Raw genomic sequence first — 15,220 nt, forward strand, 5'->3', positions numbered from 1 at the left:
GATTGTTTGCATGACCCATTTTTCACAACGTGACAACTTTTCCACCGCAGCGCGTGTGCTCGGCGCGCTGTTTTACTATGCCCCAGACAGTGCCGAAGCTTCGGCACTGGTCAGTGCGTTAAGCAACGATGGTTGGCAGGCGCAGTGGCCGCTTGAACAGACAACGCTTTCGCCGTTAGTCGCACAGTTTCAGGCTGAGGCCGATGAGTCTCTCCCGCAGGCCTGGCAACGTCTGTTTGTTGGCCCTTATGCGCTCCCTTCTCCGCCCTGGGGATCCGTCTGGCTGGATCGTGAAAACGTGTTGTTTGGCGACTCCACGCTGGCTCTGCGTCAGTGGATGCGGGACAACGGTATCCAGTTTGCTATGCAGCAAAATGAGCCAGAAGATCACTTTGGTTCACTACTGTTGCTGACGGCCTGGCTTGCTGAAAACGAACGCCACACCGAGTGCGAACAGCTGCTGGCCTGGCATCTGTTCCCATGGTCATCGCGCTTCCTTAATGTGTTTATCGAAAAAGCCGATCACCCGTTCTACCAGGCGCTGGGTGAGCTGGCGCGTCTGACGCTGGCACAGTGGCAATCACAGTTACTGATCCCGGTAGCCGATAAGCCTTTGTTTCGTTAATTTCGTCACAGGCAGGATGCATACTGCCTGTGGTGCATCCTGTTGCGCACGCTGAGCTTTTGCTTCTGTTGTCAAATAGCCGCAAAATAAAACGTCTGAAACTTCCTCTCTGGCCACACATGCATCATTTACATGCTTATCCTGACCTGCGCGCCATGTTCCGCCGTCTGCTGATCGCCGCGTTGATTGGCGTCCTTTCTGCGCTGGCCGTCGCAGGATTTCGTCATGCCATGCTGCTTCTCGAAGGGTTGTTTCTGAGCAATAACACGGGGAGTCTGGTCAACGCTGCGACAAACCTTTCGCCTTTAAGGCGTATGCTGACACCTGCACTCGGCGGTCTGGCGGCTGGATTACTGCTGTGGGGCTGGCAAAAATTTAACCGTTTACGCCCACAGGCTCCCACTGATTATATGGAAGCCCTACAAACCGACGGACAATTTGACGTCAGTGCCAGCCTGGTGAAATCGCTGGCCTCGTTACTGGTTGTCGCCAGCGGGAGCGCTATCGGACGCGAAGGTGCCATGATTTTACTGGCGGCGCTGGCGGCTTCCTGCTTTGCTCAACGCTTTACCCCACGTACAGAATGGAAGTTATGGATTGCCTGCGGCGCCGCAGCGGGTATGGCCGGAGCCTATCATGCCCCGCTGGCGGGCAGTTTATTTATTGCCGAAGTGTTGTTTGGCACGCTGATCCTCGCATCACTGGGACCGGTAGTGGTGTCCGCCGTAGTCGCATTACTCACCACCAATCTGCTTAGCGACAGCAATGCACTGCTGTATACCGTGCACCTGTCTCGGGAATTGCATACTCTGGAATACGTTATGATTGTCAGCACCGGTCTGGCTACTGGCATCTGCGGACCGCTCTTCATGTGGCTGATGACCGCCAGCCATAATGGTTTTTTGCGCTTAAAACTCTCGCCGCCGTGGCAACTGGCGCTTGGTGGGTTGATCGTTGGCCTGCTTTCATTGCTCACGCCTGCAGTCTGGGGTAATGGCTACAGCGTGGTGCAGTCATATTTACTTTCGCCACCGCTGCTGGCCGTAGTTAGCGGGATTTTTATCTGCAAATTACTGGCGGTGCTTGCCAGCAGTGGATCCGGTGCGCCAGGTGGCGTGTTTACGCCAACGCTGTTTGTCGGCTTGTCGGTGGGCATGCTGCTGGGTCAGGTATGGGGATTATGGTTTCCGGGCTCGGATGAAATTGTCATTTTGCTGGGCTTAACGGGGATGGCCACGCTGCTGGCGGCTACCACGCATGCACCAATAATGTCGACCTTGATGGTTTGTGAAATGACCGGGGAGTATCGCCTGCTCCCCGGATTACTGATTGCCTGTGTCCTGGCGTCGGTGCTGTCGCGTACGTTACGCCACGACTCTATCTACCGACAGCACGCTGCCGAGCATTGACAGACGGATGTACTGCGACAGCTCACGCTGCTCTGCACGAGGCAGATAAGGCAGTTCACCGATAAGCGGGGCAGGTAATTTTTTGCCCAGCACATCAATGATTTCCGCATAATGCGCCAGCCCCGGGTTGATTCGGTTCGCGACCCAGCCAATTAGCGGCAGTCCGTCGCTGGCAATCGCCTGTGCGGTGAGGATGGCATGATTAATACAGCCTTCCTGGATACCCACCACCATCAGCACCGGCAGTTGTTCCTGCACCACCCATTCCGATAACGGACGCAGATCGTTCATCAAGCTCCGCCAGCCTCCGGTGCCTTCCACGACAACGTGATCGACTTTTTCGCTGAGGCTTGCGAGACCGTTGGATAACCGGGTGTAATTGACCGGACCACTATGCGCTACGCTACTTTCGTCTTCGCTGAGCGCAATCGGGTTGACCGCTTCGTAAGGCAGTTCGATAGTGGACACGCTTTGCAGCACCAGCGCATCTTTGTTGCGCAGACCTTCGGGCGTCTCTTTGCTGCCTTTGGCTACAGGTTTGTAACCCGCAACGCTTTTACCCCCTGACGCTAACGCTTGTAGTAATGCGCGGGAAACCACGGTCTTCCCAACAGAAGTGTCTGTACCTGTAATAAAGAAACGCTTCAGCATCACTAACTCCACCGTTATGCTTTGAAAATATAAGTCAGGAAAATAAAACAGTGGAGAAAGTCTAAGGTATGACGACCAGGATCAGCTTGAGATAGCGCAATTTTTCGTACAACAGTTAAAAAATGTTAACCCTGTAATAGACGAATCAACAAAGAACCGTTATACATCGCGTCCTTAACGAGCGCCGCCCCCGCCATCGTCCCCTGATTGGTAAACTGCGTACTTTCAACGACTATATGCTGACTGTAAGCCGGAAGCGCCTGCTGACGAATGCTGTCAGCGATGGTAGGGAACAAGATATCTGCCGCTTTACTGAGCGGAGACCCAATCAATATCTTTTGCGGGTTGAACAAATTCACCATGATGGCAAGAATTCTGCCAACGTGGGTCCCGACGCCGCTAATGATATCTTTCGCCAATAAATCACCCTGCATTGCCGCCAGACACAGTGCGTCTACCGTCAGCGGTTGTCCGTGTAAAGAAGAACTCATTGACTGCTTCAAGCGCACCTGCGCCAGTTCGAGCACGCTGTCGACGCTGGCGATCGTTTCCAGACAACCATGGTTACCGCAGTAGCAGCGTTTACCGTACGGATCCACCTGCGTATGGCCAATTTCCACCAGGCTACTGCTGCCTGCATGCAGTAAATGACCGTCAGTGATCACCCCGGCACCCACGTTATGATCGATCACCACCTGAATGACGTCGCGCGCACCACGCGATGCGCCGAAAAGCGCCTCAGCCATGGTCCAGGCGCTAATATCATGCTGAATATAGACCGGTACGCCAGTATGGTTCTCAAGCGCCTGGCCCAGCGGCATCTCTTTGACATCTTCGTAAAATGGCATGCGATGCACGATACCATTTTCAGTATCAATAATGCCCGGTAAGGTGATAGCGATGGAGGTTAAGCGTTCCAGCTTTTGTTGATGGCGGATGAAAAACTGGTCGACCTGGGTAATAACACGTTCCAGAAGCGGTGTTTCACTGACCAGCTCCATTTCAAGACAATCTTCTACCACCAGTTTGCTGCTAAGATCGCGCAGTGCCAGAAAGATCTCGCCGCGACTGATACGGATGGATAAATAGTGCCAGGCTTCCGTTTCAACAACCAGCCCAACTGCCGGACGCCCACGGCTGCCCGCTTCCTTGATTTCCAGCTCTTGCACCAGGTGCGCTTCGAGCATTTCGCGGACAATTTTAGTAATACTGGCAGGCGCCAATTGCGCCAGGCGAGAGAGATCAATACGCGATACCGGACCCAGCTGATCAATCAGGCGATAAACCGCGCCAGCATTGGTCTGCTTAATTTGATCGATATGCCCAGGCTGACTATCAGCAACCACCACTTACTCCCTTTATTTTCGCGCTCCGAAATAATCTGCGGGCTATGGTGAAGCACTTCAATGGCTCCCGTCAACTTTTTACTTAGCCTTGTGATTTACTGCACATTTTCACTCATTTTTAAACTAAATTAATCGCCTGAACGGCCGCCAGCAGCTGCTCACGAAAGCGTTGCGCGGCGTGACTTTGCTCATGATGCTTTGGCCACACTAACCACATTTCCGAGACAGCATCTTCTTCCGCTATCGGGATCCAACACATTTCATATAGCTGCACCCGTTTAAAAGAAGCAGGAAGTATAGAAACCCCTAATCCTGCAGCCACCAGCCCGATGATAGTCATCGCTTCGCCAACCTCCTGCGCAATCGTCGGTTTTAGTCCATAGCGACGCATCAGGCCAAGAATATCGTCATACAACCCTGTCCCCACATGGGGATCAAAAAAGACAAATGGTTCATTCGCCAGCTCGGCCAACGTGACCACGGGTTTTTGCGCCAACGGATGCGCGCGTGGGATCATCGCCATCAGTGGTTCATGCAGAATGATTTCACGCTCCAGCGTTTCCGGAAGCTGCGTATTGCGCAGAAGTCCCAAATCCAGCGTCCCTTCATTGAGCGGGGCAATTTGCTCACGTGTGTTCATTTCGCGGGTTTGCATATGCACTGCCGGGTAGCTTTGACGAAACAGAGATAACGTATCTGAAACGGCTTTGATAAACGGCGCCGACGACGTAAAGCCGATACGCAATTCCCCTGCTTCTCCCAAATGCAAACGCTCAGCCCTGGCGGCGGCTTCATTAACCAGCCCGAGGATCTGCCGACTGTCTGCAAGAAACTGCTTTCCGGCAGAGGTCAGCGCCACGCTACGGTTAGTTCGGGCAAGTAACCGGGCGCCAACCTGCTGTTCAAGGATCTGGATCTGCTGGCTTAGCGGCGGTTGCGAAATGTTTAATCGCGCTGCCGCCCGACCAAAATGCAACTCTTCGGCAACGGCCACAAAGTAACGTAAATGACGCAGTTCGATATTCATATTTTAAAAATATTATTTGAGATTATTAATATATTAGACAGAATATTGTGATTTTCATACTCTTAAGGCTGGTCCTGTAGACGTAATTGGATGAGCAAGGATTTCAAGTGAGCCGTACAACAACTGTCGATACCGCGCCAACAAGCGATGTTGATGAACAGATAGTTACCCCGCCGGATGGTTTTATCAAACGCGGAACATCCCCATTTATGCGTGTCACGCTGGCGCTGTTTTCCGCCGGACTGGCGACTTTTGCCCTCCTCTATTGCGTACAACCCATACTGCCTGTGCTTTCGCACGAGTTTGGTGTCTCTCCTGCCAGCAGTAGTATTTCGCTCTCCATTTCAACGGCGATGCTGGCGATAGGGTTACTGTTTACCGGTCCACTTTCAGATGCTATTGGCCGCAAGCCGGTGATGGTTACCGCGCTGCTGCTCGCCTCTTGTTGTACGCTCCTTTCAACAATGATGACCAGCTGGCACGGTATTTTAATCATGCGGGCGCTGATAGGACTTTCACTGAGCGGGGTCGCGGCGGTAGGGATGACCTATCTGAGTGAAGAGATTCATCCTAGTTTCGTCGCCTTCTCAATGGGCTTGTATATCAGCGGTAACTCGATTGGCGGTATGAGTGGTCGCTTGATCAGCGGCGTGTTTACCGACTTTTTTAACTGGCGTATCGCGCTGGCGGCGATCGGCTGTTTTGCCCTTGCCTCTGCGCTGATGTTCTGGAAAATCCTGCCAGAATCTCGTCATTTCAGACCAACGTCGCTGCGCCCGAAAACGTTGTTTATCAACTTCCGCTTGCACTGGCGCGACAGAGGCTTGCCGCTGCTGTTTGCGGAAGGTTTTTTACTGATGGGATCGTTTGTCACGCTGTTTAATTACATCGGCTACCGCCTGATGCTCTCTCCGTGGGAGCTCAGCCAGGCGGTTGTCGGTCTGTTATCTGTGGCGTATCTGACCGGGACCTGGAGTTCGCCAAAAGCAGGTTCTATGACCACTCGTTATGGCCGTGGCCCGGTAATGCTCTTTTCAACTGGCGTGATGCTGGTTGGACTGTTGATGACCCTGTTCACATCGCTATGGCTGATCTTCGCCGGGATGCTGCTCTTTTCAGCCGGTTTTTTTGCCGCGCACTCCGTAGCAAGCAGCTGGATTGGACCACGGGCAAAACGCGCTAAAGGCCAGGCTTCTTCCCTGTATCTGTTCAGCTATTATCTGGGATCCAGTATTGCCGGTACGCTCGGCGGCGTATTCTGGCACAGCTACGGCTGGAACGGCGTGGGCGGATTTATCGCCCTGATGCTGGTGCTGGCGTTGCTGGTCGGCGCACGTTTGCACCATCGTCTGCACGTATAATCCCCGATGCCCGGATTCCGGGCATCGCCTTTATGAATCAAGCAGTAACGTCTGGGCTCCAATTTGCAGAGCAATAACCGTCCCGTTCATCACTATATGCAGCATGATCGGCATCAACAGGCCGTTGCTTTTCAGTCTGGCGATGATCAAAACCTGCGACACAAGAAACAACATCAGCAACGTACGTAGATCCACATACTGCGTATGCATGATGGCAAAAATGACCGATACCACCACTGACGACAGCCAGGTTTTATTATTGAACCAGTACTGGAACGCGTTGAATAAACAGCCTCTGAAAACAATTTCTTCATAAACTGGCGCAATAAATATCAGAGTCAACGTAGATAACCACAATGCGTAACTACTTAAGGATATTTGGCTGGTCACCCACGCTTCGGTTTGTCTGAGACCCAAAATCAATGGCAGGATAAGCTGAATAAACAGCAGCGCCGCGAACAAAATGGTAAACCACCTGGCGTTGAAAATGCCTTTGCCCAGCCCCTCTCTTTTTCTGAAGAAGAAGTAATACAGCGGAACCAGCACAACAAATTCCAATGCAAACAACAGCGGGAAAAGTAGCCCTTTGGCAAGCAGGTCCTGACTCGCGGGGAAAAACAACGGGGTAAACGTGAGGCCAAACATCAGTAAAAACATTGAAAAGCAGCCAGCTACTGCTTTGGTCCTGGCGATATACAGGTTGTCGGCATCCTGTGACATACAATCTCCTTGCGCTCATCGAAGATAAGTTGATGAATTACTGATACATGATAAAAATTCTCATTATCACTGACAACCTACCAACTTTTACGCAATGCCCATTGGGGCAATGCCAAAACCCTCTTTACTCCGGAACTTCACCGTCAACTACTCAGGGGAGAATCCGCCAGCGGCAACGAAAAACGGAAGCAGGCCCCTGCCGTTGAGCTAACCAGGCTGATATCCCCTCCATGCAGCTCGAGCATTCTACGCACGATCAGTAAGCCCAAGCCGCCGCGCTCAGCCCTCTGCTCACGGGGAACTAACGCGGTCGGGCGCTGAAACAATACTTCTCGCACAGCTTCTTCTACCCCAGGCCCGCTGTCCTGCACTTCGGCTAATAAACGGTCTGCATCACGCCAGACTTTTAGCCGCACTTCGCCTCCGTCAGGCGTATGACGGATAGCGTTATCCAGCAGATTCGTCACAACTCTTTCTATCATCGATAAATCGGCATTCACCAGCGGTAACGGCCCCATTACGTCAAGGTGCAACTGCAAATGACGCGTGGCAACAGGGAGATCAAATTTCTGTGCCACATCCTGGATCAATTCACCAATAGCAAAACGTTCACGCTGCGGTTTTATACCGCCATGCTCCAGTCTTGCCAGCTCAAACAGCTGTTGTGACAGATGACGAACTTTATGTCCCTGGCGCAGCGCGATACTAAGATAATGCCGGTTTTCCTCCGGCGTCATCGTATCGGCTTTCAGCGACAGCATTTCCAGATACCCCAGCAATGAAGTCAGCGGCGTGCGTAAATCGTGCGAAATATTGGCTATAAACTCTCTGCGCTGACGATCGCTGTCCGCTAATAGATCCCACTGCTGCGCAATTTTCTGCGCTAACTCGATAAACGCATTGTTCAACAACGCAATTTCATTTGCCGGGGCCGGATCGGGATTTTTTTGCGCCAGCTGTTTGATGACGCTAATGCTGTCCTGTTCCAGTTTGACCACCTGCCCAGTCAACCTTTTCACTGGATTCGTCACCCATCGCCACACCAGAAAACCTGCAATTCCGCCGGCTAATAAAACCAGTATTAACGTCCAGGCCACGGTATTCCAGAGCGTTTTTTGCCAGGCGGTATTCGCCAACATATTCAGATCTTCGCCCTGCAGAATAATGTACAAATAGCCATGCAGCTCACCGTTATATAAAACCGGCGCGGCGCTGAATACCTTTTGCTGGCTGCTGCGCGGATCGTTGCCATATACGGGCAACGCATCTGAGTTAAGGAAATCCTGAATCGGCTGCACGCTAATTTTCTGCCGCTGGATATGCCCCGGCGGTGCGGCATCAGCGAGTATTTCACCTGATGGTGAAACCAGATACAGCTCCACGCTGGGGTTGAGCGTCATCAGGTGATTAAACAATCCTTTTAAGGTCTGGCGATTAACCTGCCCGCTGGCATCAATAAGCGACTCACTTTTGACAATCTTGCTCGCCAGCTCCAGCGAGAGTCTTTGCACCATCGCGTCGCCATATTGTTTGCTACTGCGAACCTGGACAGCACTGACGGCAACCGCACAAATCAGCATAATGGCGGTAAAGACCAGAGTCAGACGCTGGCTCAGCGACAGGCGATAAATCATGGCTGATGCTCCGCATTAACCGCAGCAAGCTTATAGCCTCGTCCCCAAACCGTGAGAATAATTTCCGGCTCCGCAGCATCCTTTTCAATTTTGGTCCGCAGACGATTAATATGACTGTTCACCGTATGCTCATACCCTTCATGCTGGTAGCCCCACACCTGATCTAACAGCGCCTGGCGCGAAAAGACCTCGCCTGGATGACGGGCGAAAAAATAGAGCAGATCGAATTCTCGCGGTGTCAAATCGAGGGATTTACCATGCAGCCGAACTTCCCGGGCTAAAGGGTCAATCTCTACGCCATGAACGGTGATAATCCCCGCCTCCATACGCAGGTTCTGACTCATCGCTTCCTGACGGCGAAACAACGCCTTCACCCGAGCCATCAACTCCAGCACCGAGAAAGGCTTGGCCAGATAATCATCGGCCCCCATTTCCAACCCCAATACACGGTGCGTTTCGCTGGTCCGGGCGCTGATAATAATAACGGGCAAATAAAAACTCATTTGGCGAATGCGACGACAAATCTCCAGCCCGTCGACACCTGGCAGCATCAAATCGAGGATAACGGCATCCCAAACGTGTTTCTCCAGTTGTTCAAGCGCTCGCGTGCCGTCCGCTTCATGAACTATCTCGTAACCCTCATCCTTCAGGCTAAGCTGCAAAAGTGAGGCAATATCGCTGTCATCTTCCACCAAAAATATCTTTTTCGCGCCTGCCATCAGTGTCATCCCCCTCTCGTCGTGCTGAAAGCTTACCTCAGGCAAGGGGCGGAAGTTATCACAAAATTTTTAACTTTTCGTGAGGATCCAGGGATACGCATACGCGCAGTATGTCGTTATAGACACACCAGGCATCAACAGGGAAACGTCGCTTTGTTTTCCTTAACATGAAAATAAAAAGGAAAAGTTATGCAGAAAAAACGTCCACTTCTGGAAGCTGATGTTACAGCCGAATCAGTTTTTTTTATGCAACGACGACAAATCCTCAAAGCACTTGGGATAGGCGCGGCGGCGGCCACGCTGTCTTCCCCTACACGGGCTAATTTGTTGGATTGGTTTAAAGGCAACGATCGTCCACCAGCACCCGCAGGCAAAGCGCTCGAATTTACAAAGCCCGAGCGCTGGCAAAACAGCCTGTCTCTGACGCCAGAAGACAAGGTGACGGGCTACAACAATTTCTATGAATTTGGTCTGGATAAAGCAGATCCTGCCGCCAATGCCGGTAGTCTGAAAACCGATCCCTGGACATTGACGATCAACGGAGAGGTCAACAAACCTTTAACCTTGGATCATGATGCGCTGAGCACTCGCTTTCCGTTAGAAGAGCGTATTTACCGGATGCGTTGCGTTGAAGCATGGTCGATGGTTGTGCCGTGGATCGGATTTCCTTTGCATAAATTATTGGCGCTGGTTGAGCCAACCAGTCACGCCAAATACGTCGCCTTTGAAACTCGCTACGCCCCTGATGAAATGCCCGGCCAGAAAGATCGCTTCATTGGCGGTGGGTTAAAATATCCCTATGTTGAAGGTCTGCGTTTGGATGAAGCCATGCATCCGCTAACACTGCTGACCGTAGGCGTATATGGCAAAGCATTGCCGCCGCAAAATGGGGCGCCGATACGCTTGACCGTACCCTGGAAGTACGGCTTCAAGGGCATTAAATCGATAGTCAGTATTACGCTGACGCGTGAGCAGCCGCCGACGACCTGGAATATGTCAGCACCGAATGAATACGGTTTTTACGCCAACGTAAATCCGCAGGTCGACCACCCTCGTTGGTCTCAGGCTACTGAACGGTTTATCGGTTCGGGTGGCATTCTTGATGTGCAGCGACAGCCCACGTTACCTTTTAATGGTTATGCCGATGAGGTGGCATCGTTATATCGGGGTATGGATCTTCGGGAGTATTTTTAGTGAGGTTGACCGCAAAACAGATAACCGGCCTGAAAGTGCTGCTGCATCTCGCTGGTTTTTTACCCCTGCTATGGCTCTTTTGGGCCGCGCAGCATGGCGGGTTGGGTGCCGACCCGGGAAAAGATATCCAGCACTTTACGGGCATTACCGCGCTAAAGTTTTTGCTTGCTACTCTGCTGGTAGCCCCGCTTGCACGCTATGCAAAGCAGCCTTTGTTATTTCGTACCCGGAGGTTGTTAGGTTTATGGTGCTTTGTATGGGCCACACTGCATATGGCCAGCTATGCTCTGCTGGAACTGGGTATACAAAATCTGGGATTGTTGGGTCGTGAACTGGTTTCACGCCCATGGCTAACCCTGGGCATGACCGGCTGGATTATCTTATTCCTGTTGACGTTGACCTCCACGCAAGCCGCGCAGCGTAAAATGGGCAAACGCTGGCAAACATTGCACAACTACGTCTACCTGGCCGCCATTTTGCTACCGCTGCATTACCTGTGGTCGGTAAAAGTGTTATCACCGCTTCCTATTATCTACGCCATCTGTTTTGTGGTTCTGTTGGCTTTTCGCTATAAAAAGCTTTTACGAAAAACCAGGTATAAAGGTGTGTTTATGAAAAGTGAGTGAATCACGGTAAACTTCTTAACCACACCTAAACAGAACGAGAACAAAAAATGAGTAACAATGATAATTACCATCAGCTCACCCGCACGTTCCAGCGGCTCTCTCGCTTCTCCCACCTCTCGGCAATCGCCAGTTGGGACATGTTTACCATGATGCCGTCAGGAGGAAGCAAAGCCCGCGGCGAAGCGCTGGCCGAGCTGAGCGTGCTTGAACACCAACTGTTAACCGATCCGAAAGTGGCAAGGTGGATCTCCGCAGCGCAACAGGAAGACCTCAACGATGTAGAACAGGCGAACCTGCGCGAAATGTCGCGACTGCATCACCAGGCATCCTTGTTGCCGGAATCGTTGGTAGAAGCAAAATCACTTGCGGGAAGCCGCTGCGAGCATGCCTGGCGTAGCCAGCGACCGGCAAATGACTGGGAAGGATTTTCCGAAAACCTGAAAGAGGTTGTGAAGTATAGCCGCGAAGAAGCCCGACTGCGCGCAGAAGCTAAAGGCTGTTCGCCGTATGACGCGTTACTGGACATCTTTGAACCGGGAATGACCAGCGCGCAGTTGGATGACCTTTTCGCGGACGTTAAAACCTGGCTACCCGACCTGCTAAACAAGGTAGTGGCAAAGCAATCTCAACAGTCGCTCATCGCCCCGGTAGGCCCCTTCCCAACAGCTGTACAGCGAGAGTTGGGTCTTGAAACAATGGCACAGCTAGGTTTCGACTTTACCGCTGGTCGGCTGGATATCAGTGCACATCCCTTCTGTGGCGGCGTACCAGAAGATGTTCGCATTACCACCCGCTATGATGAAAACGAATTGCTCAGCGCGCTGTTTGGCGTGATCCATGAAACCGGTCACGCCCGCTATGAGCAAAATCTTCCGCGTAACTGGTCAGGGCAACCTATCGCTCTGGCACGTTCCACCGCCATTCATGAGTCCCAGAGTCTGTTCTTTGAGATGCAACTGGGACGCAGTAAAGCCTTTCTGACACGGTTAATTCCTGCTGTAACGCGCTACTTTGGCGATCAGGCTGCATTTGAAGAAAGCAATTTCATCGCCTGGAACCAGCAGGTCAAACCCGGGTTTATCCGTGTTGATGCCGACGAGGTGAGCTATCCCGCTCACGTGATCCTGCGTTATGAAATCGAACGTGCGCTCATTAATGGCGATATTGAAGTGGATGATATCCCGGCATTGTGGAATGAGAAAATGCAGGCCTGGCTGGGGCTGTCAACGATCGGAAACTATCGTAACGGTTGTATGCAGGATATTCACTGGACCGACGGCGGCTTTGGCTACTTCCCTTCCTATACCTTGGGCGCTATGTATGCGGCGCAGTTGTTCAGTGCCGCTAACCGCGCATTACCTGATTTGAATCAGTCTATTGCGCAAGGTGAGTTTGGTCCCCTGTTTGACTGGTTACGTCAGAACATCTGGCAGCATGGCAGCCGTTTCACCACTGAACAGCTTATTACCCAGGCCACCGGAGAGCCGCTTAGCAGCCGTTATTTCCGCACCCACCTGGAAGCCCGCTATTTGTAATCTCATACCGTGAGTCATTGTACATATCGTTACACGCCGATACCAATGACTCACGGAAGCCCTGTGATTACAGCGATATAGTTATTTCAACGGCCCCGCAGTGGGGTTGAATGAAAAACCAAATCGAGGGTATGAGAATGAAAAAAGTATTAGCTCTGGTTGTTGCCGCTGCTATGGGTCTGTCTTCTGCTGCATTTGCTGCTGAAACAACTGCTACAACCGCTCCGGCTGCTGCAGCAACCACTAAAGCTGCGCCGGCAAAAACCACGCATCATAAAAAACAGCACAAAGCAGCGCCGCAGAAAGCACAGGCTGCCAAGAAACACGCTAAAAAATCCACCACAAAACCGGCTGTAGAACAGAAAGCACCAGAGCAGAAAGCTCAGGCTGCTAAAAAACACACCAAAAAAGCTGCAACCAAACCAGCTGCAGAACAAAAAGCGCCAGAGCAGAAAGCTCAGGCCGCTAAAAAACACACCAAAAAAGCAGTAAAACACGACGCTGCTAAACCAGCAGCTCAACCTGCAGCATAACGCATTTGTAGTCACTATGGCGTCCCCCACGCCATAGCATACGGCGCTAGATCGACCTGATGTAGCGCCGCCTTTCGGAGGGTAAAATGGTGTCACATTACCGCTTTGAGTTAATTCTTATTACGTTGATAATTTGCGCCATCATCGCCATGCGTTTTTATCTTGCCTGAATGTAGTCATCTGATTTTACTCCCACTTTCACGTCGTCCCGTCTATAGTATTAACTGAGGGTTTGCTGTTAATAATCATAATTCCCCACCAGAGCGTGATATGCATAAAACCATTGCTGTATTACTGGGTTCACTTTGTTTACTTCCTGTCGTTGCGCATGCGGACCAGCCTGCAACGGACAGCGCCGAAGCAGAAAATATAAAAACGCTGTTTTTTGGTCATGACGATCGCATAAAGGTGACTGACCCTACACAATCGCCGTGGGACGCTATCGGGCAACTGGAAACTGCCAGCGGTAACCTGTGTACCGCCACACTCATTTCGCCACATCTGGCCCTGACGGCCGGACACTGTTTACTCACCCCCCCGAAAGGTAAGCCGGACAAAGCCGTCGCATTGCGCTTCGTGTCTAAAAAGGGTCTCTGGCGCTATGAAATCCACGACATTGAAGGCCGGGTTGCGCCCTCACTTGCCAAACGTTTAAAAGCCGATGGTGATGGCTGGATAGTGCCGCCTGCCGCAGCCCCGTGGGATTTTGGTCTGGTGGTGCTGCGTAATCCGCCGTCTGGCATCACACCGCTGCCACTGTTTGATGGCGACAAGGACGCGTTAACCGCGGCGCTAAAAACTGCAGATCGTAAAGTCACGCAGTCGGGCTATCCGGAAGATCATCTGGACGACCTGTACACACATCAGGATTGTGTGGTGACCGGCTGGGCGCAGAATACCGTCTTGTCACACCAGTGCGACACGCTCCCGGGCGACAGCGGTTCGCCATTGATGTTGCAGACAGAGTCTGGCTGGCAGTTGATTGGTGTGCAAAGCTCCGCTCCAGCAGCCAAAGATCGCTGGCGGGCAGATAATCGCGCCATATCCGTGACCGGTTTTCGCGAGAAGCTGGAAGCGTTAGCGCAGGAATAACACATGCTGCCCGCATTAACGGGCAGCATGGATATCAGGCAAGTTTTATCATTATCATTCCGGCCAGTAGCAGTATCACGCCGATCCAGCCCTTATTATTCAGGCGCTGACCAAACAGCACCCAACCTGCCGCTAACGTCGCGGCAATACCGAATCCGCCCCACAAGGCGTAGGCAACAGAAAGGTCAATACCTTTTACCGCTTGCGACAGCGCGCTAAAGGCCGCTAATACAGCAGCTAACGACAGCACGCCATAAATCTTGCGGCGAAAACCATCAGAAAATTTCAAAAAGACGTTAGCGACGATTTCCAGCACGATAGCCATACCCAGCCAGGCACCGTGAACCCATTCAAACTGTTGCATGGGTCACCTCTTTGCCTGGTTTAACAGGCTTTCGGGTGCCGGATTTAATCAGCACAATGCCGACCACCAGTGAAGCCAGTCCTGCCACCTTCAATGTGGACAAGGTTTCGTCAAATAACAGCACGCTAAACAGCGTAATAAATAAAATACCGATCCCTTCCCACAGGGCATAGGCCACACCAAGGGCAATTTTTTTAACGGCAAAACTGAGAAAAATATACGATAAGGCGATCATTACCAGCATTAAAATAAAGCCCGAATTACCATGGCCGACGCTTGCCCATTTCATTGAAAGCGTACCAGTAATTTCAGCCGCGATGGCCAGACCTAATAATATCCAGTAAAACATGATGCTTCTCCTGCTTGAGAATATAGTCCTTTGGG

Annotated in this window: 17 protein-coding genes; 9 read left to right on the plus strand and 8 right to left on the minus strand. The window is 51.8% G+C overall.

Translation table 11 applies throughout. From position 1 onward, the window contains the following. Positions 1 to 10 precede the first annotated feature (10 nt). Together dmsD and clcB are read left to right on the plus strand one after the other, a co-directional pair. Positions 11 to 625 (plus strand): Tat proofreading chaperone DmsD, encoded by a 615-nt coding sequence (gene dmsD / locus OGX67_RS16690; RefSeq protein ID WP_204583557.1) that lies wholly within the window; start codon positions 11 to 13, stop codon positions 623 to 625. Between the two features lie 119 nt (positions 626 to 744). After that, positions 745 to 2,034 (plus strand): voltage-gated ClC-type chloride channel ClcB, encoded by a 1,290-nt coding sequence (gene clcB / locus OGX67_RS16695; protein WP_204583559.1) that lies wholly within the window; start codon positions 745 to 747, stop codon positions 2,032 to 2,034. Here the strand turns inward: clcB and bioD are convergent. The 3 genes from bioD to ynfL form a co-directional block, all read right to left on the minus strand. Beyond that, a complete protein-coding gene (bioD, locus tag OGX67_RS16700) occupies positions 1,990 to 2,685 on the minus strand; it encodes a dethiobiotin synthase (protein ID WP_257651471.1) in 696 nt (231 codons plus the stop codon). The genes clcB and bioD overlap by 45 nt on opposite strands. A gap of 125 nt (positions 2,686 to 2,810) precedes the next feature. Then, a complete protein-coding gene (gene mlc, locus OGX67_RS16705) occupies positions 2,811 to 4,031 on the minus strand; it encodes a sugar metabolism global transcriptional regulator Mlc (protein ID WP_003028923.1) in 1,221 nt (406 codons plus the stop codon). A 118-nt stretch (positions 4,032 to 4,149) separates the two neighbouring features. After that, the gene (gene ynfL, locus OGX67_RS16710; RefSeq protein WP_003836337.1) at positions 4,150 to 5,058 is read right to left on the minus strand and encodes a multidrug efflux transcriptional activator YnfL/SxtR(Kp); all 909 of its coding nucleotides are present in this window, start codon (positions 5,056 to 5,058) and stop codon (positions 4,150 to 4,152) included. A 107-nt stretch (positions 5,059 to 5,165) separates the two neighbouring features. Between ynfL and ynfM the strand changes: the two genes are divergently transcribed. Next, positions 5,166 to 6,419: a multidrug efflux MFS transporter YnfM/SxtP(Kp) gene (gene ynfM, locus OGX67_RS16715; protein ID WP_003028925.1), complete on the plus strand. Its 1,254-nt coding sequence runs from the start codon at positions 5,166 to 5,168 to the stop codon at positions 6,417 to 6,419. Positions 6,420 to 6,449: 30 nt separating this feature from the next. Here the strand turns inward: ynfM and OGX67_RS16720 are convergent, their stop codons facing one another. The 3 genes from OGX67_RS16720 to OGX67_RS16730 form a co-directional block, all read right to left on the minus strand. Further along, positions 6,450 to 7,139 (minus strand): CPBP family intramembrane glutamic endopeptidase, encoded by a 690-nt coding sequence (locus tag OGX67_RS16720; RefSeq protein WP_086529220.1) that lies wholly within the window; start codon positions 7,137 to 7,139, stop codon positions 6,450 to 6,452. 143 nt (positions 7,140 to 7,282) lie between these two features. Next, positions 7,283 to 8,773, minus strand: a complete 1,491-nt coding sequence (locus OGX67_RS16725; protein WP_003028927.1) for a sensor histidine kinase — start codon at positions 8,771 to 8,773, stop codon at positions 7,283 to 7,285. Further along, positions 8,770 to 9,492 (minus strand): winged helix-turn-helix domain-containing protein, encoded by a 723-nt coding sequence (locus OGX67_RS16730; protein ID WP_003028928.1) that lies wholly within the window; start codon positions 9,490 to 9,492, stop codon positions 8,770 to 8,772. Before OGX67_RS16730 ends, OGX67_RS16725 begins: the two co-directional genes overlap by 4 nt. 189 nt (positions 9,493 to 9,681) lie before the next feature. Between OGX67_RS16730 and msrP the strand changes: the two genes are divergently transcribed. From msrP to OGX67_RS16755, 6 genes are all read left to right on the plus strand, one after another. After that, entirely contained in the window at positions 9,682 to 10,686 is a 1,005-nt protein-coding gene (msrP, locus tag OGX67_RS16735; protein WP_204583565.1) for a protein-methionine-sulfoxide reductase catalytic subunit MsrP, read from the plus strand. Further along, positions 10,686 to 11,312, plus strand: coding sequence for a protein-methionine-sulfoxide reductase heme-binding subunit MsrQ (msrQ, locus tag OGX67_RS16740; RefSeq protein ID WP_204583567.1), 627 nt, complete (start codon positions 10,686 to 10,688; stop codon positions 11,310 to 11,312). The genes msrP and msrQ overlap by 1 nt, the downstream gene beginning before the upstream one ends. Positions 11,313 to 11,359: 47 nt before the next feature. After that, the gene (locus OGX67_RS16745; protein ID WP_110248465.1) at positions 11,360 to 12,847 is read left to right on the plus strand and encodes a carboxypeptidase M32; all 1,488 of its coding nucleotides are present in this window, start codon (positions 11,360 to 11,362) and stop codon (positions 12,845 to 12,847) included. A gap of 137 nt (positions 12,848 to 12,984) precedes the next feature. Next, entirely contained in the window at positions 12,985 to 13,380 is a 396-nt protein-coding gene (asr, locus tag OGX67_RS16750) for an acid resistance repetitive basic protein Asr (protein WP_257651470.1), read from the plus strand. Between the two features lie 86 nt (positions 13,381 to 13,466). Continuing rightward, on the plus strand, positions 13,467 to 13,550 hold the full coding sequence (ydgU, locus tag OGX67_RS26990) for a small membrane protein YdgU (protein ID WP_085954017.1): 84 nt from the start codon (positions 13,467 to 13,469) through the stop codon (positions 13,548 to 13,550). Positions 13,551 to 13,650: 100 nt separating this feature from the next. Further along, positions 13,651 to 14,472 carry a trypsin-like serine peptidase gene (locus OGX67_RS16755; protein ID WP_003028938.1) on the plus strand — a complete coding sequence of 274 codons (822 nt, stop codon included), beginning with the start codon at positions 13,651 to 13,653 and terminating at the stop codon, positions 14,470 to 14,472. A gap of 34 nt (positions 14,473 to 14,506) precedes the next feature. Here OGX67_RS16755 and mdtI read toward each other — a convergent pair whose 3' ends face one another. Together mdtI and mdtJ are read right to left on the minus strand one after the other, a co-directional pair. Then, positions 14,507 to 14,836 carry a multidrug/spermidine efflux SMR transporter subunit MdtI gene (mdtI, locus tag OGX67_RS16760; protein WP_003028939.1) on the minus strand — a complete coding sequence of 110 codons (330 nt, stop codon included), beginning with the start codon at positions 14,834 to 14,836 and terminating at the stop codon, positions 14,507 to 14,509. Then, complete coding sequence (gene mdtJ, locus OGX67_RS16765; RefSeq protein WP_161799268.1) at positions 14,823 to 15,188, minus strand: multidrug/spermidine efflux SMR transporter subunit MdtJ; 366 nt, start codon at positions 15,186 to 15,188, stop codon at positions 14,823 to 14,825. Before mdtJ ends, mdtI begins: the two co-directional genes overlap by 14 nt. Positions 15,189 to 15,220 lie beyond the last annotated feature (32 nt).

The sequence above is a fragment of the Citrobacter sp. Cf118 genome, from assembly GCF_030334095.1.
In the GTDB taxonomy this organism is placed as follows: domain Bacteria; phylum Pseudomonadota; class Gammaproteobacteria; order Enterobacterales; family Enterobacteriaceae; genus Citrobacter; species Citrobacter freundii.